The 24,984-nt window shown below is 52.8% G+C and carries 22 protein-coding genes; 5 read left to right on the forward strand and 17 right to left on the reverse strand.

All coding sequences use genetic code 11. The features are described 5' to 3' along the window. Positions 1–103: 103 nt before the first annotated feature. From gntR to AC791_RS03760, 3 genes are all read right to left on the reverse strand, one after another. Complete coding sequence (gene gntR / locus AC791_RS03750; RefSeq protein ID WP_049839153.1) at positions 104–1,099, reverse strand: gluconate operon transcriptional repressor GntR; 996 nt, start codon at positions 1,097–1,099, stop codon at positions 104–106. Between the two features lie 93 nt (positions 1,100–1,192). Further along, complete coding sequence (locus AC791_RS03755) at positions 1,193–1,888, reverse strand: pirin family protein (RefSeq protein WP_049839154.1); 696 nt, start codon at positions 1,886–1,888, stop codon at positions 1,193–1,195. 125 nt (positions 1,889–2,013) lie between these two features. Next, positions 2,014–3,048 (reverse strand): oxidoreductase, encoded by a 1,035-nt coding sequence (locus AC791_RS03760; RefSeq protein ID WP_049839155.1) that lies wholly within the window; start codon positions 3,046–3,048, stop codon positions 2,014–2,016. A gap of 136 nt (positions 3,049–3,184) precedes the next feature. Between AC791_RS03760 and AC791_RS03765 the strand changes: the two genes are divergently transcribed. The 3 genes from AC791_RS03765 (at position 3,185) to yhhY (ending at position 8,277) form a co-directional block, all read left to right on the forward strand. Then, positions 3,185–4,267, forward strand: coding sequence for a LacI family DNA-binding transcriptional regulator (locus AC791_RS03765; RefSeq protein WP_049839156.1), 1,083 nt, complete (start codon positions 3,185–3,187; stop codon positions 4,265–4,267). Positions 4,268–4,467: 200 nt separating this feature from the next. After that, the gene (locus AC791_RS03770) at positions 4,468–7,566 is read left to right on the forward strand and encodes a beta-galactosidase (protein WP_049839470.1); all 3,099 of its coding nucleotides are present in this window, start codon (positions 4,468–4,470) and stop codon (positions 7,564–7,566) included. A 222-nt stretch (positions 7,567–7,788) separates the two neighbouring features. Next, complete coding sequence (gene yhhY, locus AC791_RS03775) at positions 7,789–8,277, forward strand: N-acetyltransferase (protein WP_049839157.1); 489 nt, start codon at positions 7,789–7,791, stop codon at positions 8,275–8,277. 1,350 nt (positions 8,278–9,627) lie between these two features. On the opposite strand, the gene ggt is transcribed toward yhhY, so the two are convergent. Next, positions 9,628–11,361: a gamma-glutamyltransferase gene (ggt, locus tag AC791_RS03780; protein ID WP_049839158.1), complete on the reverse strand. Its 1,734-nt coding sequence runs from the start codon at positions 11,359–11,361 to the stop codon at positions 9,628–9,630. A 122-nt stretch (positions 11,362–11,483) separates the two neighbouring features. Between ggt and AC791_RS03785 the strand changes: the two genes are divergently transcribed. After that, a complete protein-coding gene (locus AC791_RS03785; RefSeq protein ID WP_049839159.1) occupies positions 11,484–11,864 on the forward strand; it encodes a DUF2756 family protein in 381 nt (126 codons plus the stop codon). Here the strand turns inward: AC791_RS03785 and ugpQ are convergent. From ugpQ to livK, 10 genes are all read right to left on the reverse strand, one after another. Beyond that, positions 11,861–12,604, reverse strand: coding sequence for a glycerophosphodiester phosphodiesterase (gene ugpQ, locus AC791_RS03790; RefSeq protein ID WP_049839160.1), 744 nt, complete (start codon positions 12,602–12,604; stop codon positions 11,861–11,863). The two genes, AC791_RS03785 and ugpQ, sit on opposite strands and share 4 nt — an antisense overlap. Then, positions 12,601–13,674, reverse strand: a complete 1,074-nt coding sequence (locus AC791_RS03795) for a sn-glycerol-3-phosphate import ATP-binding protein UgpC (protein WP_049839161.1) — start codon at positions 13,672–13,674, stop codon at positions 12,601–12,603. The genes ugpQ and AC791_RS03795 overlap by 4 nt, the downstream gene beginning before the upstream one ends. Before the next feature lies 1 nt (position 13,675). Beyond that, entirely contained in the window at positions 13,676–14,521 is an 846-nt protein-coding gene (gene ugpE / locus AC791_RS03800) for a sn-glycerol-3-phosphate ABC transporter permease UgpE (protein ID WP_049839162.1), read from the reverse strand. Then, positions 14,518–15,405: a sn-glycerol-3-phosphate ABC transporter permease UgpA gene (gene ugpA, locus AC791_RS03805; RefSeq protein ID WP_049839471.1), complete on the reverse strand. Its 888-nt coding sequence runs from the start codon at positions 15,403–15,405 to the stop codon at positions 14,518–14,520. The genes ugpE and ugpA overlap by 4 nt, the downstream gene beginning before the upstream one ends. A 117-nt stretch (positions 15,406–15,522) precedes the next feature. After that, positions 15,523–16,839 (reverse strand): sn-glycerol-3-phosphate ABC transporter substrate-binding protein UgpB, encoded by a 1,317-nt coding sequence (gene ugpB, locus AC791_RS03810; protein ID WP_049839163.1) that lies wholly within the window; start codon positions 16,837–16,839, stop codon positions 15,523–15,525. Positions 16,840–17,084: 245 nt separating this feature from the next. Then, positions 17,085–17,798: a high-affinity branched-chain amino acid ABC transporter ATP-binding protein LivF gene (gene livF / locus AC791_RS03815; RefSeq protein WP_148677751.1), complete on the reverse strand. Its 714-nt coding sequence runs from the start codon at positions 17,796–17,798 to the stop codon at positions 17,085–17,087. A 1-nt stretch (position 17,799) separates the two neighbouring features. Beyond that, a complete protein-coding gene (livG, locus tag AC791_RS03820; RefSeq protein ID WP_049839165.1) occupies positions 17,800–18,567 on the reverse strand; it encodes a high-affinity branched-chain amino acid ABC transporter ATP-binding protein LivG in 768 nt (255 codons plus the stop codon). After that, positions 18,564–19,841: a high-affinity branched-chain amino acid ABC transporter permease LivM gene (locus AC791_RS03825; RefSeq protein WP_049839166.1), complete on the reverse strand. Its 1,278-nt coding sequence runs from the start codon at positions 19,839–19,841 to the stop codon at positions 18,564–18,566. The genes livG and AC791_RS03825 overlap by 4 nt, the downstream gene beginning before the upstream one ends. Continuing rightward, positions 19,838–20,764 (reverse strand): high-affinity branched-chain amino acid ABC transporter permease LivH, encoded by a 927-nt coding sequence (gene livH, locus AC791_RS03830; protein ID WP_049839167.1) that lies wholly within the window; start codon positions 20,762–20,764, stop codon positions 19,838–19,840. The genes AC791_RS03825 and livH overlap by 4 nt, the downstream gene beginning before the upstream one ends. 60 nt (positions 20,765–20,824) lie before the next feature. Next, positions 20,825–21,934, reverse strand: coding sequence for a high-affinity branched-chain amino acid ABC transporter substrate-binding protein LivK (gene livK, locus AC791_RS03835; protein WP_049839472.1), 1,110 nt, complete (start codon positions 21,932–21,934; stop codon positions 20,825–20,827). Between the two features lie 423 nt (positions 21,935–22,357). On the opposite strand from livK, the gene panM reads away from it, so the two are divergent. Next, positions 22,358–22,741: an aspartate 1-decarboxylase autocleavage activator PanM gene (gene panM, locus AC791_RS03840; RefSeq protein WP_049839473.1), complete on the forward strand. Its 384-nt coding sequence runs from the start codon at positions 22,358–22,360 to the stop codon at positions 22,739–22,741. A 135-nt stretch (positions 22,742–22,876) separates the two neighbouring features. On the opposite strand, the gene AC791_RS03845 is transcribed toward panM, so the two are convergent. The 3 genes from AC791_RS03845 to livJ all read right to left on the reverse strand — a co-directional run bounded on the left by AC791_RS03845 (position 22,877) and on the right by livJ (position 24,973). Next, positions 22,877–23,407, reverse strand: coding sequence for a GNAT family N-acetyltransferase (locus AC791_RS03845; RefSeq protein ID WP_049839168.1), 531 nt, complete (start codon positions 23,405–23,407; stop codon positions 22,877–22,879). Positions 23,408–23,410: 3 nt separating this feature from the next. Next, on the reverse strand, positions 23,411–23,680 hold the full coding sequence (locus AC791_RS03850; RefSeq protein WP_049839169.1) for a DUF1778 domain-containing protein: 270 nt from the start codon (positions 23,678–23,680) through the stop codon (positions 23,411–23,413). Positions 23,681–23,869: 189 nt separating this feature from the next. Continuing rightward, complete coding sequence (gene livJ / locus AC791_RS03855; RefSeq protein ID WP_148677752.1) at positions 23,870–24,973, reverse strand: branched chain amino acid ABC transporter substrate-binding protein LivJ; 1,104 nt, start codon at positions 24,971–24,973, stop codon at positions 23,870–23,872. Positions 24,974–24,984 lie beyond the last annotated feature (11 nt).

Here is a 24,984-nt window from a genome sequence, read left to right on the forward strand (position 1 = left end):
CGGGTAACAGTTATCGGTAACATTGTCCGGTCGGACAATGCCAGAAGCAATAACCATCGATCCCAGAAGTGAATAAGTGTGAGCTACGTCAAATTTGTCAGGCTTAAATAGATCCGCCTGGTGACAATGTGAAACCTAAATCTAACATTTTCGGCGTTACGGTCTCGCCACGAATGCGTGCCAGCAGACGTTCAGCGCCAATACGTCCCATGCGCTCGCGCGGCGTCAGGACGCTGGCCAGCCTCGGTTCCATCACCTGCCCAATGTCGTGGCCGTGGAAACCGGCAATCGCGATATCACCAGGGATATTGAGTCCCAGCCGCTGGCATTCAAAGGCGGCACCGACAGCAAGGTCATCATTAGTACAGAAAATACCGTCTAATTGCGGGTATTCACGACGCGCCTGACGCATTAGCTCAATGCCTGAAGAGTAGGAAGACGACTGCTCGACCATCACGCTATAAGGTATCAGTCCGGCATCCAGCATCGCCTGCTCATAACCCTTCTGTTTGATAATAGTTCGTTCATCAAGACGTGCGCCAAGATAGGCGACGTGACGATGACCACGGGCAATTATTGCGGCAGTCATCTGGCGGGCGGCTTCAAAGTTGTCGAATCCTACGGCGATATCCAGGCACGGCGATTGACTGTCCATCAGTTCCACGACCGGGATACCGGCAACTTCGATCATCTTGAGCGTGCGGGGAGTATGGGTACGTTCAGTGAGGATCAGACCATCTATATTCCATGAAAGCATTGATTCCAGACGCTCTTGCTCCATCTCCGGCTTATAGCCGTAGTGGGCCAGCATCGTTTGATAGCCATGCGCGTCTGTCACGCTCTCGATACCGCGCAACACTTCAGCAAATACCTGGTTGGTTAATGAAGGCAGCAGTACGCCCACGGCGCGGCTGGTCGCGTTGGAAAGTATATCGGGGGCGCGGTTGGGAATATAACCCAGTTCATCAAGGACGGCGGCGATTTTGCCACGCAACGCAACCGAGACTTGCTCGGGATTACGTAAAAAACGGCTGACCGTCATTTTGGTCACGCCAACGCGATCGGCCACATCCTGAAGTACGGGTCTTTTCTTTTTCATTGTCCGCAAAAAGATAAATAGGGAAACATTTCCTCAGTTTATCACGGACAACGCCCAACCTTTCCTGCCATCAGGAAAGGTTGGGCAAATTATTTATACTGCCGGTAAATCAAACAGCAAAATTTCGCTGTCGCTGTCGGCATGAACGGAGATTGCCTGCTCATCCCAAATCGCCAGACCGTCTGCGGTTGTTGCTTTGGTTCCGTTGATCGTCACGTCACCTTTTACCACCTGGATCCAGACCCGACGGTTGGCAACAATCTGATGGACCGACTGCTCGTCTTTCGCCAGCGCCCAGCGATACAGTTCCATATCCTGAAATACCTTCAGCGAGCCGTCACGGGCATCTGATGAAAGGACCAGTTGTTTACCCCGATCGGCATCGAAGCGGCGCTGTTCATAGCGTGGCGCAATGCCATTTTTTTCCGGCATGATCCAGATTTGATACAGGTGCAGACGCTCGGTTTCACTCGGGTTGTACTCCGAGTGACGCACGCCGGTTCCGGCGCTCATGATCTGGAATTCACCGGCAGGTACCTGCTCTTTATTGCCCATGCTGTCCTGATGCTCGACGACGCCTTCCAGCACGTAGGTCAGGATTTCCATATCTTTATGCGGGTGAGTGCCAAACCCTTGACCAGCGTCGATTACATCATCATTGATCACCCGCAGCGCGGAGAACCCCATAAAATTAGCATCGTAATAATTGGCAAACGAGAAAGTATGCCAGGAATCGAGCCAGCCATGATTTGCGTGACCGCGGTCGTTCGCTTTGCGTAAATAGATCATTTGTTTACTCCCGTATGCTGTTGATGGAGTAAGTCTGGACCGAAAGCAGGCAGGATCATAGAGGGTGAAAATTGACTCCTCTGTTCAAAAAATATGAACAATTGCTGAGGAGTCAATCGCGGCTATCAGGCGAGGGTTATCGTGGCAGGCGAGGCCTGCTCAAAGGCGCGTTCCAGGATTTCAAGGTTGGTCAGAACCTCAGATTGTTTAACGTAATTGTCTGCCCCACCCGTCAGAGTGGCGTACAGCGCATCATAAACCCGACCGTAATCGCCAGGCTCCGGCGCCACCTCTTCACGTACGGTCAGGCCATCTTCGTTCACATACTCCAGTTGACCGACGCTTTCGTCCGCCGCAAAACCCGCATCGCCCGGCATAATATTGGCCTTCAGGCTGGTTTCCTGCTGATCGATACCGTATTTAATAAACGAACCTCTCGTGCCGTGAACGATAAATTTCGGGTAGTCGATTTTAACCAGATGGCTGGTTTTAACGATCGCTTTCAGATCGCCATAAAAAAGCTGGGCTTCAAAGGTATCGTCCGGATTTTCTTTATTGCGCAGGCTGCGGATGTCATAGGCTACGTGATCCGGACGACCGAACAGAGAGATCACCTGATCCAGCGTATGAACGCCCAGGCCGTAAAACATGCCATCCTGCGGCAGGCCGGGTTTGGTTTCCGCCACCGGACGGTAGTAGTCAAAATGGCTTTCGATCTCAACGATGTCGCCTAACTTACCGCTCTCAATGACTTTTTTGGCGGTCAGGAAGCAGGAGTCGAAGCGACGATTTTGATACGGCGTAACCGTTAATCCTTTACTTTTTGCCAGCTCAAACAGTTTTTTCGCTTCAGCAATGGTAGGGGTAAACGGTTTTTCTACCAGCACGTTTTTTCCCGCTTCCAGCGCGCGTTTTGCGTAGTCAAAATGGCTGTCAGCATGGGTGCAAACGATGACCAGCTTCACCTTTTCATCGTTGAGGACCTCATTCAAATCGCTGGTAAAATGGATGTGTGAATACTGCGGCTGCTGCTCTTCCGGTTTAGCATGACGGCGGAAAATGTGAGCCACTCGCCAGCTCTCTTTGCGATTGAGTACATAGGGAAGATGATAACGGGTGGTGCTTTTGCCAAATCCAATGAATGCGCAATCCAGGGTCATTGTCGTTTCCTTTTTGAGATCGAATGACATTAACCTTAATGCATTTTCGCGATGGATGGCACGCCGATTGTCCGCCACAGGAGCGGAATATGTGTAAAATAATCCTGTCCGTCATGCCCCTTTAAGGAAGCCCGGTGTGAAACCCAAATCTGTAACGCTATACGATGTCGCTGATTATGCCGGCGTCTCCTATCAGACCGTTTCGCGCGTGATCAACCAGGCCAGTCACGTTTCACAGAAGACGCGTCTGAAGGTTGAAGATGCCATGCAGGCGCTGAATTACGTGCCGAACCGGGTCGCACAGCAGCTGGCTGGCAAAGTCAGCCACACCATTGGTCTGGCGACCACCAACCTTTCGCTGCATGCGCCTTCGCAAATTGCCGCTGCCATTAAGTCCCGGGCCGGAGAACAGCAATTTAATGTTGTGATGTCGATGGTTGAAAAGCCGGGGCTGGAGGCCTGCAAAGCGGCGGTAAACGCCTTGCTTTCCCAGCGTGTCGATGGTCTGATTATTAATATTCCCCTCGAACACGACGATGCGCAAACGGTACAGGCCGCATGTGGTCATGTGCCCGCGTTGTTTCTTGACGTCTCTCCCGATATCACGGCCGCACATATTATTTTTGACCCGTTCGACGGCGCACGCCTCGGCGTGGATCATCTGGTCGGGCTGGGCCACCGTGAAATTGCGTTATTAACCGGGCCGCTCTCTTCGGTGTCGGCGCGTCTGCGTTTTGAAGGCTGGCAGCAGCAGCTTGCCCATCATCGACTGCGCGCGACCACGGTACTGAACGGCGACTGGAGTTCGCGTTCAGGCTATGAGCAAACGTTACGTTTGCTCAGCGGTAAAACGCTGCCCGGCGCGCTTCTGGTGGCGAACGATCAAATGGCGTTGGGCGCGCTGCGGGCGTTTTCAGAGTCGGACCTGCGGGTTCCGGAGGAGATGTCGGTGGTCGGCTACGATGATACCGAGGACAGCGCCTGTTTTATTCCCCCGCTCACCACCATCAAGCAGGATTTCAAAATGCTGGGTCAGGCCAGCGTCACGCGCCTGATAACCTTACTCTCCGGAGATGAGGTCAACCCCATTGCACACATATTGCCGGTCACGCTGGTGGAACGTAAAACGACCGCCGCGCCTGGCGCGCCCTCTTCAACACCGCAAGCTCTGGCAGAAGCGCTGACGAAACTTGCCCAACAAGTGGCTCGCCTGAGTTAACTGGCGTCGCGATCGAGCCCCCCTGCCCGACCGCGCAGCGCTTGCGCAGGCTAATACGGTCCCGGGCGTAGCATAAGCAACATTTTTGCGATAGCCATCAACTAAATTTGCTCAGCCGCTTTACAGTCCGGCTGACAAAAATCATAGTCAGCGAAAATTGTGAGCGAATAACATAAAATCTGAGGAACGTGAATATGACGATGAATGCGGGTACATCCGGTGCCACTCTGGCTTCTGTTCTGGCCCGTCGCGACTGGGAAAACCCGGTCATTACACATATTAACTCGCTCCCCGCGCATCCACCATTTGCCAGCTGGCGTTCGTCGGATGCTGCCAGAGATGAAATCGTTTCTGACAGCGTCAAGGGGCTTAACGGCCGGTGGGCATTCAGCTATTACGCTTGTCCACAGGACGTACCGGAAAACTGGATCGAACAGGATCAGGCTGGCGCAGATGAAATAGATGTGCCATCAAACTGGCAACTGTTGGGCTACGATGCGCCCATTTATACCAATGTGACCTACCCGATCCCGGTTAATCCGCCGTATGTTCCGCAGCAAAATCCAACCGGATGTTACTCGCTCACATTTAGCGTAAAAACAGAATGGCTTAACAGTGGCCAGACGCGCATTATTTTTGATGGCGTCAACTCTGCCTTTCATCTGTGGTGTAACGGTCACTGGATTGGCTACGCGCAGGACAGTCGTCTGCCGTCCGAATTCGATTTGAGCCATGTGCTTCAGGCGGGTGAAAACCGTCTGGCGGTAATGGTCCTGCGCTGGAGCGACGGTACCTGGCTGGAAGATCAGGATATGTGGCGGATGAGCGGTATTTTCCGCGATGTTTCCCTGCTGCATAAACCGTCGACGCATTTGAATGATGTACGGATAACCACGCTATTAAATGAGGATTTTACCCGGGCCACGCTGGAAACACAGGTCATCGTTGGCGGCGCCTTTGATGTAAAAGCGCAAATTGCCCTGCAATTATGGCAAAACAACGTTCTCATCGGTGAGACGCAGCAGGCTATCGGCAGCGAGATTATTGACGAACGCGGCGCCTATCACGACCGTACTATCCTGCGCCTGCGGGTTGAAAATCCACGCCTGTGGAGCGCCGAAACGCCGAATCTTTATCGCGCCGTGGCGATCCTGAAAAACGCGCAGGGTGAGGTCGTTGAAGCTGAAGCGTACGACGTCGGTTTTCGCAGCGTGACGATTTCTCAGGGACTACTGAAGCTCAATGGCCAACCGCTGCTTATTCGCGGCACCAATCGGCACGAACATCATCCGCAACACGGTCAGGTGATGGACGAAGAGACAATGCGCCGCGATATTGTACTGATGAAACAGCATAATTTTAATGCCGTGCGCTGTTCACATTACCCTAACCACCCGTTGTGGTATCGCCTGTGCGATCGCTATGGTCTGTACGTAGTTGATGAAGCCAATATTGAAACGCATGGTATGGAGCCGATGAACCGGTTATCAGACGATCCTGTCTGGCTGGCGGCAATGAGTGAGCGCGTCACGCGAATGGTGCAGCGCGACCGCAATCATCCGTCCATTATTATCTGGTCGCTGGGCAATGAGTCAGGACACGGTGCTAACCATGATGCGCTTTACCGCTGGATCAAAACCAACGATCCGACTCGTCCGGTACAGTATGAAGGCGGCGGCGCTAACAGCGCGGCCACCGATATCCTCTGTCCGATGTATGCACGCGTGGATCAGGATCAGCCGTTCCCGCAGGTACCGAAGTGGTCAATTAAAAAGTGGATCGGTATGCCGGACGAAACCCGCCCGCTGATCCTCTGCGAATATGCTCACGCAATGGGTAATAGCCTCGGCGGATTCCATAAATACTGGGCGGCGTTTCGCCAGCATCCCCGCCTTCAGGGCGGCTTTATCTGGGACTGGGTCGATCAATCGCTGACCCAATACGACGCCGACGGACGCCCGTTCTCAGCATACGGCGGCGATTTTGGCGATACGCCAAACGATCGTCAGTTCTGTATGAATGGTCTGGTCTTTGCCGATCGTACGCCGCACCCTTCCCTTTACGAAGCCCAGCAGGCACAGCAGTTTTTCCAGTTCACTCTGCATGACAACACCCTCACTATCACCAGCGAGTACCTGTTCCGCCACAGCGATAATGAACGTCTGGTGTGGACGCTAAAGCAGGAGGGCGAAACGCTGGCGCAGGGCTGCGCGATACTGGATATTGCTCCGCAGGGCACGCAGACGCTAAGACTCGAAACACTGCCTGCCATCACCCAGCCCGGTCAGGTATGGCTGAATGTGGAAGTACAACATATCGCCGCAACCGACTGGAGCCAGGCAGGACACGTTTGCGCCTGGCAGCAGTGGCGGATGCCCGATATTCTCGTTCCTCAGCCGACGATGGAAGGCAGCGCGCCACAGCTTGAGGTAAATGAGCATAATTATCTGATTTCTCATGGCAATCAGCACTGGGAGTTTAGCCGCCAGACAGGTTTTCTCACTCAATGGTGGAACGATGGACGCGAAACGCTGCTTTCGCCCTTACAGGATCAGTTTACGCGTGCGCCGCTGGATAACGATATTGGGATCAGCGAAGTCACCCGTATCGATCCTAATGCGTGGGCAGAACGCTGGAAAGCCGCAGGCATGTACGATCTTGATGCCCGTCTGGTCAAATGCGAAGTGGTACAGTGCGATCGGGAGATCCAGTTACGTACCGCCCATCTCTGGCAGTATGATGCCAGGACGCTCTTTATCAGCAGCAAAACATACTGCGTTAACGCTCAGGGTGAGCTGCATATCAGCGTGGACGTCGATATCGCGCACGGCACTCCTGCTCCGGCGCGTATTGGACTGACCTGCCAGTTGAGCGACATTCATGCCGATGTGACCTGGCAGGGACTCGGGCCGCACGAAAATTATCCCGATCGAAAAACGTCCGCCCGCTACGACCGCTGGCAGCGCCCGTTGAACGATCTTTATACGCCTTATGTTTTCCCCGGCGAGAACGGCCTGCGCTGCGCAACGACCCGTCTGGAATACGGTGATAGCTGCTGGCAGGGCAACTTCCAGTTTAATATCAGCCGCTACGGACAGCGGCAATTAAAAGAGACATCACATCGTCACTTACTGCGCGAGGAGCAAGGCACCTGGCTGAATCTGGATGGCTTCCATATGGGCGTTGGCGGTGATGACTCCTGGAGCCCGGCAGTTGCAGCGGAGTTTTTATTACAGGAAAGTCACTATCATTATGCGTTGAGCTGGACACGTCTGGGACATGGTGTGGCGCAGAATTAAAGGCAAAAAAAAGCCAGCACGCGGCTGGCTAAGATAATACTGGAAGCAATGTGAGCAATGTCGTGCTTTCAGGTTTTCCGTAAAGGACTCCCTGACTGCATGACAATAATAATCATTATCATTCGCACTTGTCCACCCTTTTTTGGAAAATTTTGCATGTTGACAGAATTATGAAAGTCATTGATGTTAAAAGGGACTTATAACCTGTTGAGGACAAAAGGAATGAGCGAGATTGTGATCCGGCATAGTGAAGCCCGTGATGCAGAAACGTTACGTCAGATTAATGCGCATCCGGAGGTCTATCACAACACGCTACAACTTCCTCATCCCTCAATGGAAATGTGGGAAGAACGGCTAAAACCACAGCCCGGACGTCGTCATCTGGTCGCCTGTATTGATCAACGGGTGGTCGGTCATCTGGTCCTGCACATCGAACAAAATCCGCGACGCAGTCATGTGGCCACATTCGGCATTAGTACTTCGCCAGATTTCCGCCAGCGCGGCGTGGGATCGGCGCTTATACTTGAAATGGTCAATCTGTGCGATAACTGGCTCCGCATTGAACGTATTGAGCTAACCGTATTTATTGATAATCCGGGTGCCATCGCGCTATATGAGAAATTTGGTTTTGAGCAAGAAGGCACCGGTAAGAAATACGCGCTGCGTAACGGACAATACATTGATGCCTTATTTATGGCGCGAGTAAAATAATGTATTAATGTTTTTTTTAACAGAAATCGTTAATAATCCCGTTAATTAAAAAACGTGTCGAAAAAGGTCAGGGGTTACCCCCTGACCGGCTCCGGGCGTGTTGCCAGCGCGGCTTACAGCCCGTTTAACTGCCGCCGTTATTTACGGTGGCGCGCAATATAAATCAGGATCAAGCCGGATAATACCCCCGCAAGGGTGCATACCGTCAGATCCTGCAACATCACGATTAAAACGTGCTGCATGGTGTAGCCTTTTCTGGTTGCACTGACAACCGTTCGCGGCTATCCTTGAATTGCGTGGATTCAAAGAATTGCCCTCGTCAGTTGCCTTAAAAACAACGCGCGAGGGTTTTTTCTTTCCAGCAATGACGCCGCCGGGGTTAAAGCCCCCGCAACATTGCGCCTGGCCAGTAAGAATACTGGCGTGCCGCGATTGTACACTTCTGCTTTATTTAATCCCAGCAAAACGCACAACTTAAAATATATTAATCTTATTATCCACGGTTGTTGTTAATGGTTCTCGTAATATAGCTGCAGATATTTATACCGCTTCAGGTAGTCAGCTCAGTTTAACGATGATAACTGGAGGGAAAATAACGAAAATAATGGAGCAGAGCCGAAAAAGGTCAGGGGTTACCCCCTGACCGACTCCGGGCGTGTTGCCAGCGCGGCTTACAGCCCGTTTAACTGCCGCCGTTATTTACGGTGGCGCGCAATATAAATCAGGATCAAGCCGGATAATACCCCCGCAAGGGTGCATACCGTCAGATCCTGCAACATCACGATTAAAACGTGCTGCATGGTGTAGCCTTTTTTGGTTGCACTGACAACCGTTCGCGGCTATCCTTGAATTGCTTGGATTCAAAGAATTGCCCTCGTCAGTTGCCTTAAAAACAACGCGCGAGGGTTTTTTCTTTCCAGCAATGACGCCGCCGGGGTTAAAGCCCCCGCAACATTGCGCCTGGCCAGCAAAAATACTGGCGTGCCGCGATTGTACCTTCCTGAGAATTTATTCCCAACAAAAATTACATATATAAATAAAATGAAGATGGTTATTACGCGAGCAATTAAATTAATCAGATAACATAATTAAATATAATTAATAGCTTTACTTACTCTTACTATTATCAGTATCAAAATAAATAGATTGCTTTGTCTTTTCTGGTTGCACTGGCAACCGTTCGCGGCTATCCTTGAATTGCGTGGTTTCAAGAATTGCCCTCGTCAGTTGCCTTAAAAACAACGCGCGAGGGTTTTTTCTTTCCGTCTCTGCTATTTTTCAAAATGGTTACTGTAAGTAATACGCCATTAAAAAATAAAATAAGCCCTCCTCCATTGAGGGCCAGTAATATTAATATCCTGCCGTCAAATCATCCACCGACCTCGGATCGGACGCGCCGTAAAGCGTGCCATCCGGCGCAATCATAATGCTTTGCGTACTGCCCATAGCTTCTTTTACCGCCACTTTTTGCCCTTTTTGTTCCAGCAGCTTGAGGGTATCCGGGCTAAAGCCTTTTTCTACCCGAAGCTCGTCAGGTAACCACTGATGATGGAAACGCGGCGCATTAGTGGCTTCGGCGACGTTCATCCCAAAGTCGATGCTGTTAACCACCATTTGCAGGACGGTAGTGATAATGCGGCTGCCGCCGGGGCTGCCGGTCACCAGCCAGGTTTTGCCGTCTTTAACCACGATAGTGGGTGACATAGACGACAGCGGACGTTTTTTCGCCTCCACCGCGTTGGCATCGCCGCCGACAAGGCCATAGACATTCGGTACACCAGGTTTAGCAGAAAAATCATCCATTTCATTATTTAACAGGATGCCAGTATTGCCTGCCACGATCCCGGAACCAAAGATAGTATTCAGGGTATAAGTTACGGCTACAGCATTCCCGTCTTTATCTACTACGGAAAAATGGGTGGTCTGATTACTTTCATAAGGCGCAAGCTTGCCGGGACGAATTTCACTGGACGGTTTTGCCTTATTAATATTAATCTGCTGCGCCAGCGATTTAGCATAATCTTTATTCGTCAGCGCCTGCCACGGGACTTTCACAAAATCCGGATCGCCAAGGTATTCCGAGCGATCGGCGTAGGCATATTTTTCCGCTTCGGCCATAATCTGCAATGCATCGGCACTGCCGAAGCCGTATTTGCTCAGATCGAAATTTTCGAGAATATTCAGGATCTGCACAATATGAATACCGCCAGAAGACGGCGGTGGCATTGAAAAGACGTGATAGCCACGATAGTCACCGCTAATGGGCGTACGTTCGATGGCGCGGTAGGAGGCCAGATCCTCTTTGGTGATCAGCCCGCCGTTTTGACTCATTTGTTGTGCGATTTGATCGGCAATGGCGCCCTGATAAAATTCTTTTGGCCCTTTTTCAGCAATCATCTCCAGGCTGTGAGCAAGGTTCGCCTGCACCAGTTTATCGCCTTTTTTTAGCGGTTCGCCGTTTTTCCAGAAGATAGCTTTACTGTTCTCGTGATTCGGTAGCACTTCACTGCCGTAGGTTTTTAGATCGTCCGCCAGCGCGTCGTTAATCACAAATCCTTCCTTTGCCAGGGTGATGGCCGGGCGCACGACTTTATTTAATGGCAGGGTGCCGTATTTTTCCAGCGCCAGCGAGAACCCGGCGACAGTGCCCGGTGTACCTGAGGCCAGATGCGAAGTGAGCGATTTTTTACTGTCCGGATTGCCCTGCTCATCAAGGAACATATCCCGGGTTGCGCTGGCCGGAGCCATTTCGCGAAAGTCGATGGCCGTCGTATGACCGTCTTTTGTACGCAGCAGCATAAATCCGCCGCCGCCAAGATTGCCCGCCTGAGGATGCGTTACCGCCAGCGCATAGCCGACGGCGACAGCAGCATCTACCGCATTTCCCCCCTCTTTAAGGATTTGCACCCCAACTCGTGTGGCGGCCTCATCGACCGAAGCAACCATTCCCTGCTTTGCCACTACCGGATGGAAGACGTCAGCCTCAACGCCATAAGAAACCGGTGGGGCGGCCGTCGCACTCAAACATCCCCCCACCACCAGCGCAGCCGCGGCTACCCAGCGTAAAAACGTCGGTGTTAACATCGTTTTCTCCACAGTCAGGTGGGGAGAAGCCCCCGCTTAAGCCTGGTCCACAATGCTTAAAAGATCATCGTTTTGTCAGAAACCGATTACACTTAAAAAAGTCTTTATGAGGAGGAAAGCAGATGAAACGACTGTTACTTTTGTCGCTTTTTGTACCCGCGGTCGTTCTGGCACAGCCCCTGAATACGATGAATAATCCTAATCAGCCAGGCTACCAGATCCCCAGCCAGCAGCGGATGCAGACGCAAATGCAAAATCAGCAAATCCAGCAGAAGGGGATGCTTAACCAGCAATTACAAACTCAAACGCAGATGCAAAATCAGCATTTGCAAACGCAGATGAATAACAACGCTGAGCGTCTGATCCAGAGTCAGCCTCAGGGACAGCCGCTGCCAAATGCCAGTGGCGGCATGTTGAACAGCGGGCAGCAGCATATGCTGACGGAGAAAAAGAATGGTGACATGCTGAATAATACTGTTACCCCGTCGCCAGGAGTACGTTAGTCAGGCTGGAAATCAGGCCCGATCCGATCGATACGGTCGGTACAAATGCAATCTACGCCCCAGCCCAGCAGTTGTGCTGCGCGCTGGGGTGAATTCACGGTATAGACAAGAATACGCAAACCCGCCTCTTTAAGCGTTTTTATCCGGACTTCATCCAGCAATGTGTGATTAAGATGAATGGATACGCAGCCCAGCCGCGTCGTCAATTGATGCCAGTCATCACGCCACTCATCAAGTAACAGTCCACGCGGCAGCTCCGGTACCGCCTGCTGCGCGGCTTCCAGCGCATCTATCTCAAACGAGGAAAGCAGGGGAGCTGTCATTCCCTGCCACAGCGTTTGTGCTGCCAGCGCTACGGCTTTTCCCGTCTGTGGCCCCGTGCCGGTGGTCGGCTTGATTTCAATATTCGCCATCATGCCGTGCTCGCGACACCGTTCTGCAACCTGTGACAGCAGCGGTAGCGGTTCACCTTTAAATTCGCCGCTAAACCAGCCGCCCGCATCAACGTTAAGCAGTTCATTCCACGTTAAATGACCGGCGACACCCCAGCCGTTGCTGGTTCGCTCAAGATTGTCATCATGCAGCAGGAAAATATGCCCGTCCCGCGACAGCTTGACGTCAAACTCGATCATGGTATGGCCAAGTTGCGCCCCTACGTCGATTGCCGCAAGGGTATTTTCCGGCGCCAGTTTACCACCGCCGCGATGGGCGACAATGTGAGGGTAAGGCCAGTTATTCATACGCGTTGTCCCGTTTCACCATCAAAAAGATGCAGATGCGCTTCTGCCATGTGCAGCCACAAGGTGCTGCCCGCTGCCGGGCGCTCTTTGTGCGCCAGACGCACGACCAGCTTTTGCGCGCCCCAGCGTCCGTGAGCGAGATTATCCGCACCCAGCATTTCCAGATTATCCATTACCAGCGGTACGCCGCCTTGCGCCTGCGAGCTTAGCGCAATATGCTCGGGCCGGATACCCAGCGTCATTTTATGTCCGGCATAGCCACGATAATACCCGTTGACAGGTAATGCCATTCCGCTTTCCAGCTCAAAATGGCTACCGGATGCGCTAATCTGCCCGTCCAGCAGATTCATGGCCGGGCTACCGATAAAGCTCGCGACAAAGCGGCTGGCCGGTTTTTCATAGACCTCAACCGGCGTGCCGATTTGCTCGACTACGCCTTTGTTCATCACCATGACCCGCTGGGCGAGCGTCATGGCTTCCACCTGATCGTGGGTCACATATAGCGACGTGGTATTCAGCCGACGGTGCAAATGCTGAAGCTCAAGCCGCATCTGTACCCGCAGTTTGGCATCCAGGTTTGAGAGCGGTTCGTCGAACAGAAAAACCGCCGGATCGCGGACAATCGCCCGCCCCATCGCTACGCGCTGGCGCTGACCGCCGGACAGTTCGCGCGGGCGTCGCGTCAGCAGGCCGTCCAGTTCAAGTATCCGCGCCGCCTCTTTCACGCGCTCAGCAATATGCCCTTTCCCCATGCCGCGAATTTTCAGGCCCCAGGCCATATTCTCCTCGACACTCATATGCGGATACAGCGCGTAATTCTGAAAGACCATCGCGATACCGCGATCTTTAGGTTCGGTTTCCGTCACTCGCTGTCTGTCGATCCAGATATCGCCGCTGGTCACACGCTCCAGTCCGGCCACCATCCGCAGTAACGTCGATTTACCGCAGCCGGACGGACCGACCATCACAATAAATTCGCCGTCCGCAACGTCGACGGTTAACGGCTGGATCACCTGAGTTTTCCCGCCGTCCCAGCTTTTGGTTACTGCCTGTAGTTTCAAACCTGCCATCTTATTTCTCACTGTCGACGAGGCCACGCACAAACGCACGCTGCATGGCTAACACAATAATGACCGGCGGAATAAGCGTCAGCAGCATCGCCGCCATCACCTGATTCCACTGGGTCGAGCCTTCTCCGGTGGCAATCATGCCTTTAATGCCGGCCACGGCCGTGCCGAGGTTAACGTCACTGACGATCAGCAGCGGCCACAGATACTGATTCCAGCCATAGATAAAGGTGATCACAAACAGTGCTGCCAGATTGGTTCTGGAAAGCGGTAGTACGATATCGATGAAAAAGCGCATCGGTGAGGCACCGTCGATGCGCGCCGCTTCCATCAGCTCGTCCGGCAACGTCATAAAAAACTGGCGAAACAGAAAGGTGGCAGTGGCGGACGCCATTAATGGCAAAGTGAGTCCGGCGTAGCTGTCGAGCATGCTCAGATTAGCGATGACCTCTACCGTCGGGAAGATACGCACTTCCACCGGCAGCATCAGGGTGATAAAAATCATCCAGAAGAACAGATTCCGCAGCGGAAAACGGAACCAGACAATAGCAAACGCGGAGAGCATTGAGACGGCGATTTTGCCGACCGTAATGCTGAACGCCATAATGAAACTGTTAAGCATCATCCGCCAGAACGGGGCGCTATTCACCCCTACGCCGTTAACCCAGATGGTTTTCATATTTTCCAGCAGATGCGTGCCGGGGATCAGGGTCATCGGCGTGTCATACACCGCATGGTTATCCAGCGTTGCGGCAACAAACGCCACGTACAGCGGAAACAGGACGGCGACGATCCCGAGGATCAACAGGGTATGGCTGAATATCGTCAGCCCGCGACGATGTTCAATCATTGGTAGCGCACCTTACTTTCAACATAGCGGAACTGGACCACGGTCAAAATAATAACGAGGAACATCAGGATCACCGACTGGGCAGCAGAGGCGGAAAGATCCAGCCCGGCAAAACCCTCACGGTAAATTTTGTAGATCAGCGTGGTGGTCGCCTGAACCGGCCCACCCGCGGTGGCGGCGTCGATCACCGGGAAGGTGTCGAAGAAGGCATACACCAGGTTGACGACCAGCAGGAAAAAACTGACCGGCGCAATCAGCGGCAGCGACAGTTTAAAGAAGCGCCTGACCGGTCCCGCGCCGTCAATCGCGGCCGCTTCTACCAGCGAACGGGGAATAGATTGCAGCGCCGCAAAGAAGAACAGAAAGTTATAACTGATCTGCTTCCAGACGGACGCGAAAACGACGAGGAACATCGCCTGGCCGCTGTTTTGCGCGTGATTCCAGTCATAACCTACCGCAGCCAGCGCATGAGTAATGAGCCCGCGTCCGGGATTAAACAGGAAAATCCATAATACGGCAGCAACGGCCGGCGCAACGGCATAGGGCAGCAGCAGCATAGTCTGATAGAAACGGCTGCCGCGGGTCACGTAATCGACCAGCGCAGCAAAAAACAGCGAGGCGATCAGGCCACTGAAGGTGACCAGCGCGCTGAACTTTATCGTCGTCCAGAAAGAATCAAGATAGTAGCTGTCATGAAACAGGCTGACGAAGTTATCTACGCCAACAAACTGGCTGGAGAAGCCAAAAGGATCAACGCGTTGCAACGAGTACCATAGCGCTTCGCCCGCAGGCCAGATGAAGAAAATCACCGTAATGACCAGCTGCGGGGCAACCAGCAGATAAGGCAACCAGCGGGAACGAAACACCGGGCGGGATGAGGACATAAAAGACTCTTTTTCAGAAAATGCCGGGTGGCGGCTTACAGGGTTCACATCGAATGCCGGTATACAGCGCCCGTAGCGTAGGCCGGGTAAGCGCAGCGCCACCCGGCCTATCAAACATTACGATTTGGTGGATTGCTCAAAACGACGCAGCAGCTGATTACCGCGCTCAACGGTGGAGTCCAGCGCCTGCTGTGGCGTTTTCTTACCGGTCCACACGCTTTCCAGCTCTTCATCCACAATAGTGCGGATCTGCGGCATGTTGCCCAGACGCAATCCTTTAGTAAACGGTAATGGCGGCTTGTTCAGCATCTGGCGCGTGGCAATATCTGCACCCGGATTTTTGTCATAAAACCCTTGCTGACGAGTCAGGTCATAAGCGGCGGTAGTGATCGGCAGATAGCCCGTTTTCTGATGCCATTCCGCCGCATTTTCCGGCTTCGCCAGGAAATCGAGGAATTTGGCTACTCCGGTATACAGCGCTTTATCTTTACCCTGCATCACCCACAAGCTGGCTCCGCCGATAATCGCGTTCTGCGGCGCGCCTTTAATGTCGGCATCGTACGGCATCATACCCACGCCATAATTGAATTTGGCGTAGTGGCGAATATCTGCCAGCGAGCCAGAAGACGCAGTAGTGATCGCGCAATCACCGCTATAGAACTTCTCGGTAGATTCATCTTTGCGCCCGAAGTAGCTGAAATCGCCCTTCTTGTTCAAATCCGCCAGCAGGGCAATATGTTTTACCTGCTCCGGCTTGTTGAACTCCAGCACGGCATCCGTACCGTCAAAACCGTTGTTTTTGCTGGCAACCGGCAGGCCGTGCCAGGCGCTGAAGTTTTCAATCTGGATCCAGCCCTGCCAGCCGCTGGCATAGCCGCACTTCATACCTGCCGCTTTCAATTTTGCGGTATAGGCCGCCAGATCCTGCCAGGTTTTCGGCGGCTGTTCCGGATCTAAACCCGCTTTCTTAAACGCGTCTTTGTTGTAATACAGAACCGGTGTCGAGCTGTTGAACGGCTGAGAGAGCAGATGCCCGGTTTTAGAATCGGTGTAGTAACCGGCTACCGTCGGCACAAACTGCGATTCATCAAAGTTGATACCGGCATCTTTGAACACTTCATACACCGGCTTGATCGCTTTTGAGGCCATCATGGTAGCAGTGCCAACTTCGTAAACCTGAAGGATTGCCGGTGCGTTACCGGTACGAAACGCCGCAATGCCGGCGCTCAGGCTCTGCTCGTAGTTACCTTTGTAGGTCGGCACAATTTTGTAATCCGGATTGGCCTGGTTAAAACGCTGTGCCAGAGAATCTACTTCTTTACCCAGTTCACCTTCCATTGAGTGCCAGAATGGAATAGTCGTAACGGCAAGGGCGTTACCCGCAAATGCCAGACCTAACGCCATTCCCAGAGCTGTATGTCGTAACGATGTCATTCGGTTATCTCTCTTGTTGTGCCGGATGCGCGGTATCACGCGTTTCGTGTTCGCGAGTTAACATGACATGCGCGAATGACAGAAAAATAACTTTTTGATGACGAAAAAGTGACAGCCCGGCGTCGGAGAGATGATGAATTGGTGAAGGTCAGGTGGCGGAAAAAGCCGGGCGGCCGTTTTGCCTGACCCGATCTGATGCCGATAGTTGTAGGCCCGGTAAGCTTAGCGCCACCGGGCAATGTGATTTAACCGCCCAGATAGGCGCTGCGTACCGCTTCGTTCGCCAGCAGCGCGTCGCCGGTGTCGGAGAGCACGACGTGGCCGTTCTCCAGCACGTAGCCACGGTCGGCAAGCTTCAGCGCCTGGTTGGCGTTCTGTTCAACCAGGAAGATGGTCATCCCCTGCTCGCGCAGTTGTTCGATGGTATCGAAAATCTGCTGAATAATAATCGGGGCTAATCCCAGTGACGGCTCATCGAGCAGCAGCAGGCGCGGCTGACTCATTAGCGCACGTCCTATCGCCAGCATTTGCTGCTCACCGCCGGACATCGTACCCGCACGCTGAATGCGCCGTTCGTGCAGACGCGGAAACAGTTCATAAACCCACTTAATGCGCTCGTGAAACTGATCCCGCTCGGCAAAGAAGCCCCCCATCGCCAGATTCTCTTCTACCGTCATGCGCGAGAAGACGCGACGCCCTTCCGGAACGATCGCCACCGCTTCACGCATAATCTTTGCCGTTTGCCAGTCGGTAATGTCTTTGCCATCAAAGACAATACGTCCGCTGGTCGCGCGCGGATCGCCACACAGCGTACCGAGAAGCGTGGTTTTTCCCGCGCCGTTAGCGCCGATGAGGGTGACGATTTCGCCCTGGTTAATGCTCAGGCTGACGTTATGTAGCGCCTGGATCTTACCGTAGTGCGCACTAACGTTATCGAAGGATAACATTATCTTTTCCATTTTATGCCTCCCCCAAATAGGCGCGGATCACGTCCGGGTTATGACGAATCTGTTCCGGCGTTCCGCTTGCCAGCGGCGTCCCCTGGTTCACCACGTAAATACGATCGGAGATGCCCATGACCAGCTTCATATCGTGCTCAATCAGCAGAATAGTGGTGTTATGGTGCGTGCGTAACTCGACAATCAGCTCATCCAGCTCTTTAGTTTCTTTCGGGTTCAGGCCCGCTGCCGGTTCATCCAGCATCAGGATCTCCGGCTGCGTTACCATGCAGCGGGCGATCTCCAGACGACGCTGATCGCCGTACGCCAGGTTACTGGCCTGACGGTTGGCATGGGCCAGCAAACCAATACGCTCAAGCCAGGTTGCGGCGCGATCCAGGGCCTCACTCTGGGCGCGACGGAAAGCCGGCGTTTTAAGCAGGCCGGAAAATACTCCGCTTTTCAGCTGTTGATGTTGCGCCACCAGCAGGTTTTCAATCACCGTCATTTCACGGAACAGACGCACGTGCTGAAATGTCCGTACCACGCCCATGCGGGCAATTTGCTGCCCCGGCAATCCTTCGAGATGTTTGTCGCGCAGCATAATGGTGCCGCCGGTCGGTTTATAGAAACCGGTCAGGCAGTTAAACACCGTGGTTTTCCCCGCACCGTTTGGACCGATAAGTGACACAATTTCCTGAGGGTGCAGATCCAGCGCAACGTTATTGACCGCCAACAGGCCGCCAAAGCGCATCATCAGACCGTTTACTGATAATAATGGCTGACTCATGCCTGCTCTCCTTTCGCCTGTCCGCGTTTTAATTTCAGTTGCGGACGGGTCATCGGCAACAGACCTTCAGGTCGCCAGATCATCATCAGAACCATTAAGCCACCCAGCATCAACATGCTGTATTCATTGAAATCACGCATCAGTTCACGAGAAACTACCAGCAGTACGGCCGCCAGGATCACCGCAAACTGTGAGCCCATACCGCCCAGGACTACAATTGCCAGCACAAATGCCGATTCGGCAAAGGTAAAGGATTCCGGGCTGACAAAACCCTGACGAGCCGCAAACAACGTGCCCGCGAACCCGGCAAACGCGGCGCTGATGGTAAACGCAGTCAGCTTGATGCGCGTCGGGTTCAGCCCCAGTGAACGGCAGGCAATTTCATCTTCGCGCAGTGCTTCCCACGCGCGGCCCAGCGGCATGCGCAGCAGGCGATTAATCACGAACAGCGAGAATACCACCAGCAGCAAAGCTACCAGATAGAGGAAAATCACGCGGTCAGAGGGATCGTATTTCAAACCGAAGAAGTTGCTGAATGTATCCCAGCCGCCTTCGCGCGCGCTGCGGCTGAACTCCAGACCAAACAGCGTTGGTTTCGGGATCTGACTGATCCCGTTCGGCCCGCCGGTCACTTCGGTATTATTGAGCAGCAGGATACGGACAATTTCGCCAAAGCCCAGGGTCACAATCGCCAGATAATCTCCTCGCAGGCGCAAAACCGGGAAGCCCAGCAGAAAGCCGGCTGCCGCCGAGACCAGCCCTGCCAGCGGCAGGCAGGTCCAGAAGCCCAGACCGTAATAGTGATTGAGCAGTGCAAAGGTATAAGCGCCGATAGCATAAAAACCGCCATAGCCGAGCACCAGCAGACCGGAAAGCCCCACCACCACGTTCAGCCCCAGACCGAGGATGATGTAAATCATGGTCAGAGTGGCAATGTCTACCGTGCCGCGCGACACCATAAAAGGCCACGCCACCGCAATCACCAGCAGCGCAATCAGGAACAGCTTCTGTTTTACGGTTGAGCCATCAATAGCCGGCAATACAAATTTCGGTCCTGACACGTTTTTCAGCGATGTCTGGACCACCGGGCGCAGCATCTGGAAGAAGAAAACGACCGCGGTGCCAATGAAAATCCACTCCCAGCGAATATCTGCGGCCTTATCCACAACCAGTTTAGTGCCGTCAAGCTCCAGCTGAACGCCCATAAACACGCCCGCGAGGATGAAGAACATCGCGGCAGACAGCAGCGCCATAACAAAATGCATGGGTTTCATACTTTCTCTACCTCCGGGCGGCCCAGAATACCGGTCGGCATCACCAGCAGCACCAGGATTAGCAGCGCGAATGACACCACATCTTTATATTCGGTACTCAGGTACGCGGAAGAGAGCGCTTCAGCCACGCCCAAAATCAGGCCTCCAATCATCGCGCCAGGAATACTGCCGATCCCGCCAAGCACGGCGGCCGTAAACGCTTTCATTCCGGCCATAAAGCCGATGTACGGGTTAATTACGCCGTAGAACTGACCGAGCAGTACGCCTGCTACCGCTGCCATCGCCGCGCCAATCACAAAGGTCAGCGCAATCACCCGGTCGGTATTAATCCCGAGCAGACTCGCCATTTTTAGATCTTCAGCGCAGGCGCGACAGGCACGGCCCATGCGTGAGTAGCGAATAAACAGCGTCAGTGCCAGCATCGCCACAAAGGTCACAATCCAGATAACCAGCTGCATTGTGGTAATGGACGCAGAGAAGGTTTCACTGCTGCCTATCGTCCACTGACCGTTAAACAGGCTGGGTAGCGCCACATCACGAGAACCCTGCGTCAGGCTGACGTAGTTTTGCAGAAAGATGGACATTCCGATCGCGGAAATCAGCGCAATCAGACGCTTAGAGCTGCGCACCGGCCGATAGGCGACGCGTTCAATGCTCCAGCCATAGGCGCTGGCAATCACAATCGCGCCGACAAATCCCGCCGCGACCAAAAGCCAGCTGGTATCGATGCCCATCATCATCAGGGCAGCGATAATCATAAAGGAGACATAGCTGCCGATCATGTAGACCTCGCCATGGGCGAAGTTGATCATGCCGATAATGCCGTACACCATCGTATAGCCGATAGCGATCAGTGCGTAGGTGCTTCCCAGCGTGACGCCGTTAAACATCTGCTGTAAGAAATAGAGAAATTGCTCGGACATACCGTAACCTTTTTATACCCGCCCACTGTGCATGGGCGGCGGGATAATTTGTCTTCTGGCTTATTTGGCGACGGTAGACGACCCGTCGGCATGCCACTGGAAAACACCAAAATCAAATCCCTTCAAATCGCCTTTATCATCCCAGCTCAGCGGCCCAATCACGGTATCAGCCCCGTGCGATTTTAAATCTTTCACCAGATCCAGCGGTGCCTGACTGCCGCTGCGATCCATCGCGGTCGCCAGCGACTGGACGGCGGCGTAAGTGATCCAGACATAAGGTCCACTCGGATCTTTTTTATCTGCTTTCAGCGCATCCACAATGCCTTTATTGGCCGGATCCTGGTCATAGCGTTTTGGCATGGTGACCAGCATTCCTTCCGCCGCATCACCGGCAATGTTAGAGAGTGAGGCATTACCTACCCCTTCCGGGCCCATAAATTGAGTCTTAAGGCCTACGGCGCGCGCCTGGCGCAGCATTTGCCCCATCTCCGGGTAATAGCCGCCGTAATAAACAAAATCGATATTTTCTTTCTTCAGACGGGCGATCAGCGCGGAGAAATCTTTTTCCCCGGCGGTAATACCATCAAAGAACACCACGTTGGCATTGCCTTTCTTCAGGCTGTCCTGAACAGAACGCGCCAGTCCCTCGCCATACTGCTGCTTGTCGTGAATAATCGCGATACGCTGCGGCTTTAGGGTGTCGAGGATATATTTCGCGGCGGTCGGTCCCTGCGAGGAATCGAGACCGGCGGTACGCATAATGTACTGGTAGCCACGTTGGGTCAGTTCCGGATTGGTCGCCCCCGGCGTAATCATCAAAATGCCTTCGTCTTCATAAATATCGGACGCCGGCTGCGTTGATGATGAGCACAGATGCCCGATAACATACTGAATGCCGTCATTGACGATTTTATTGGCAACCGCCACCGCCTGTTTGGGATCGCAGGCGTCGTCATATTCCACGCCCACCAGTTTATTGCCCTTCATGCCGCCTTTGGCGTTGATGTCTTTAATGGCCTGACGTGCGCCGTTAAATTCCATATCGCCCCACTGTGCGACCGGGCCGGACATCGCTCCGACAACAGCGACTTTAATGTCTTCTGCCATCGCGGTATGGGTGCAAGCCAGGGCAACGATGCCCGCAATGAGCGTTTTTACATTCCTTCCCATGATGAATAAATCCCCGTTCATGATGTTTTGTGAATATTTTGTTTTTTTATGGTTAAAAAGCATTCTGTGCTTTTTATAAACAACGCTACTTTTACCTGCATCTTTAAGGGTTTAGCGCTGTTTTACGCGGTAACTCAGACTAAAATCTCTATATTTCAGTCGATTAAGCAAAGATAATATTCTGTATTACGGCGGAGATAAACAAAAAAAGTCCGCGTAACAGCATAAAATAACGGAACAAAGAGCGGAATAAAACGCTACCTCTCAGGTTAAAATTCTGCTTATTTTTCGATCCTTACTGTTTCACACTGCACTTTGTTGCCACCAGAAACTAATCACCTGATGAATGCTTTAAAAAGAGACAGCCCGGCCGCGGTGAAAACAGGTAAAATCAGGCAGGTTTTTAATTTGGATATGCCGCTAATGAAACTGACTATTGTTCGTTTGCAAACGCCGGATGCTCAGGATTATGTCGACCTGGGTAAAATCTGGCCGGAGTATTCCCCCGCATCCCTGAGCGTGGATGACACTCATCGTCTGTACGCGGCACGCTTTAATGAGCGTCTGCTGGGTGCAGTGCGCGTAACGTTAAGCGGCACTGAGGGCGCGCTGGATTCGCTGCGCGTACGTGAGGTCACCCGCCGTCGCGGCGTTGGGCAGTATCTGGTGGAGGAGCTGATCCGCGATAATCCTGAAATAACCGCGTGGTGGATGACGGATGTCGGGGTAGAAGATCGTAGTGTGATGGCCGCGTTTATGCAGGCGCTGGGCTTTACGGCTCAGGAAAAGGGTTGGGTGAGGCGGTAAAATGGCAGCGAAAACAGCTTCGCCGCTGACGGCGGCCAGAGAGCGTTAACCGTAAATCCTCTGGAGGCCTGTTTTTAAATCTGAAGGGGAGCGTCCTGCACCCGGTCCTCCCCCCTTTGCCGCACTATTACCAGGCTACTCTGGCGCTTTTGCAAAAAGCTGTTCGATAGCTTTAGTGGGATAAAAAAGCGCGTGCGCATTTTCACCTGCAAGTGGAATAAACCCCAGACTAAGATAAAACGCGCTGGCATTCTCATTCAGCGCCTCAACAAACATGCCATGAATGCCCACCGCCTGGGATGCACCTAAAATAACCTTCATCGCATGAGCAACCAGCGCGGCCCCCCATCCCTGCCCCTGGAGCGTTTTATCGACGGCAAGTCTTCCGAGCGTGATACTGGGTACATTTCGATAAGGGACTTTTTTCTGTTGTGACTTTGAGGGAAGAGAGACTTTTTCAAAACAGCTGCCGGACAGAGTGTAATATCCGAGCACTTTGGGCGCAGGCGCTGGAGTTCTTAATATATAGCCACGCAGAATTTTTCTATCATGTTGGCGCGCTAAATGCATAACTAAAAAATCGTTTAATCCTTCTTCGCCACAGTCAAAATCGTTCAAAAAATAGTTTTTCGCAGTATCGAAAAGCTCAACGATTAACTCGCTCACGCTTTACTCCATGTCCTGTAGACGTTTAGCCGCTTTTTTCAATTTCTCATTAGGCACAGGGGGATGACTAAGCGCATCCATAACGCGTTCCCACGATTCATTATTCAGGACCATGCGACGATGTTGTTCAATCACTTGTGAAGCGCGTTCAGAAGCACTGTGTAACATGAACTGTGTGATTGTCTGATTGGTAAGCACAGCAGCTTCTTCAATCATGTTTTTATCGTCATCACTGAGCCTGAGATCAATGCGCTGTTTTTTCAAAACGGGCATGTTCAACCTCTTTATGTACGGTTTTATTCCGTACATATGATAATGATAAAAAATTCTTTTTTCAATGCAGCTAACAGAGGATATGCCCGAAGTGGCACTGATGTAGCGGGTGGAGCGGATTGATACAATGCTGAACAATATACGCTTATAAAAAAATAAGCCCGAAAGCGCATGCTTCCGGGCCTGGAATTACTTCGCGTCGGTCGCCGTGCCGTTGGCATGCCAGTCAAAAACGCCAAATTCGAAGCCTTTCAGGTCGCCTTTCGCATCCCATGACAGCGGGCCCATTACCGTGTCGACTTTATTCGCCTTCAGATATTTAGCGATCTCTTCAGGCTCGTCGGACTGGTTCAAGCCGGCCTGCAAAGATTGCAGCGCTGCATAGGTGGTCCACACAAACGCCCCGCTAGGATCCTGTTTCTTCGCTTTGATCGCATCCACAATCGGTTTGTTAGCCGGGAGCTGATCGTAGTTCTTCGGCTTGGTGACCAGCAGCCCTTCCGCCGAGTCGCCCGCAATGTTAGACAGGGAGACGTTCGCAACACCTTCCGGCCCCATGAACTTCGTTTTCAGACCTGCGGCACGAGCCTGGCGCAGGATCTGGCCCATTTCCGGGTGGTAGCCGCCGTAATAAACGAAATCAATATTTTCTTTTTTCAGACGTGCGACGAGGGTAGAGAAATCTTTCTCACCGGCAGTGATCCCGTCAAAGAACACCACGTTCGCATTGCCCTTTTTCAGGTTGTCCTGAACCGCACGGGCCAGCCCTTCGCCATACTGCTGTTTATCATGCACAATCGCGATGCGCTGCGGCTTCACGGTGTCGAGAATATATTTTGCCGCTGTCGGGCCTTGATCGGAATCGAGACCGGTGGTGCGCAGGATCAGCTTATAACCGCGGGCGGTCAGCTCTGGTGCCGTTGCCGCCGGGGTGATCATCAGAATGCCTTCGTCTTCGTAGATATCTGATGCAGGCTGAGTTGATGATGAGCACAGGTGACCAATCACATATTTAATGCCGTCATTAACCACTTTGTTGGCGACCGCTACCGCCTGTTTCGGATCGCAGGCATCATCATATTTCACGATGGTCAGTTTGTTACCCTTTATACCGCCTTTCGCATTGATGTCCGCGACCGCCTGTTCAGCACCGGTGAATTCCTGGTCGCCGTACTGCGCTACCGGGCCAGACATTGCGCCCACGACGGCGATTTTAATGTCTTCAGCCAGCGCCATGTTGCTTAACGACAGCGCGATACATCCTGCCAGTAACGCTTTACCCTTTATTTTCATCCTGAGATTCC

Origin of the sequence: Klebsiella sp. RIT-PI-d, from assembly GCF_001187865.1 — a bacterium.
Lineage (GTDB): Bacteria > Pseudomonadota > Gammaproteobacteria > Enterobacterales > Enterobacteriaceae > Superficieibacter.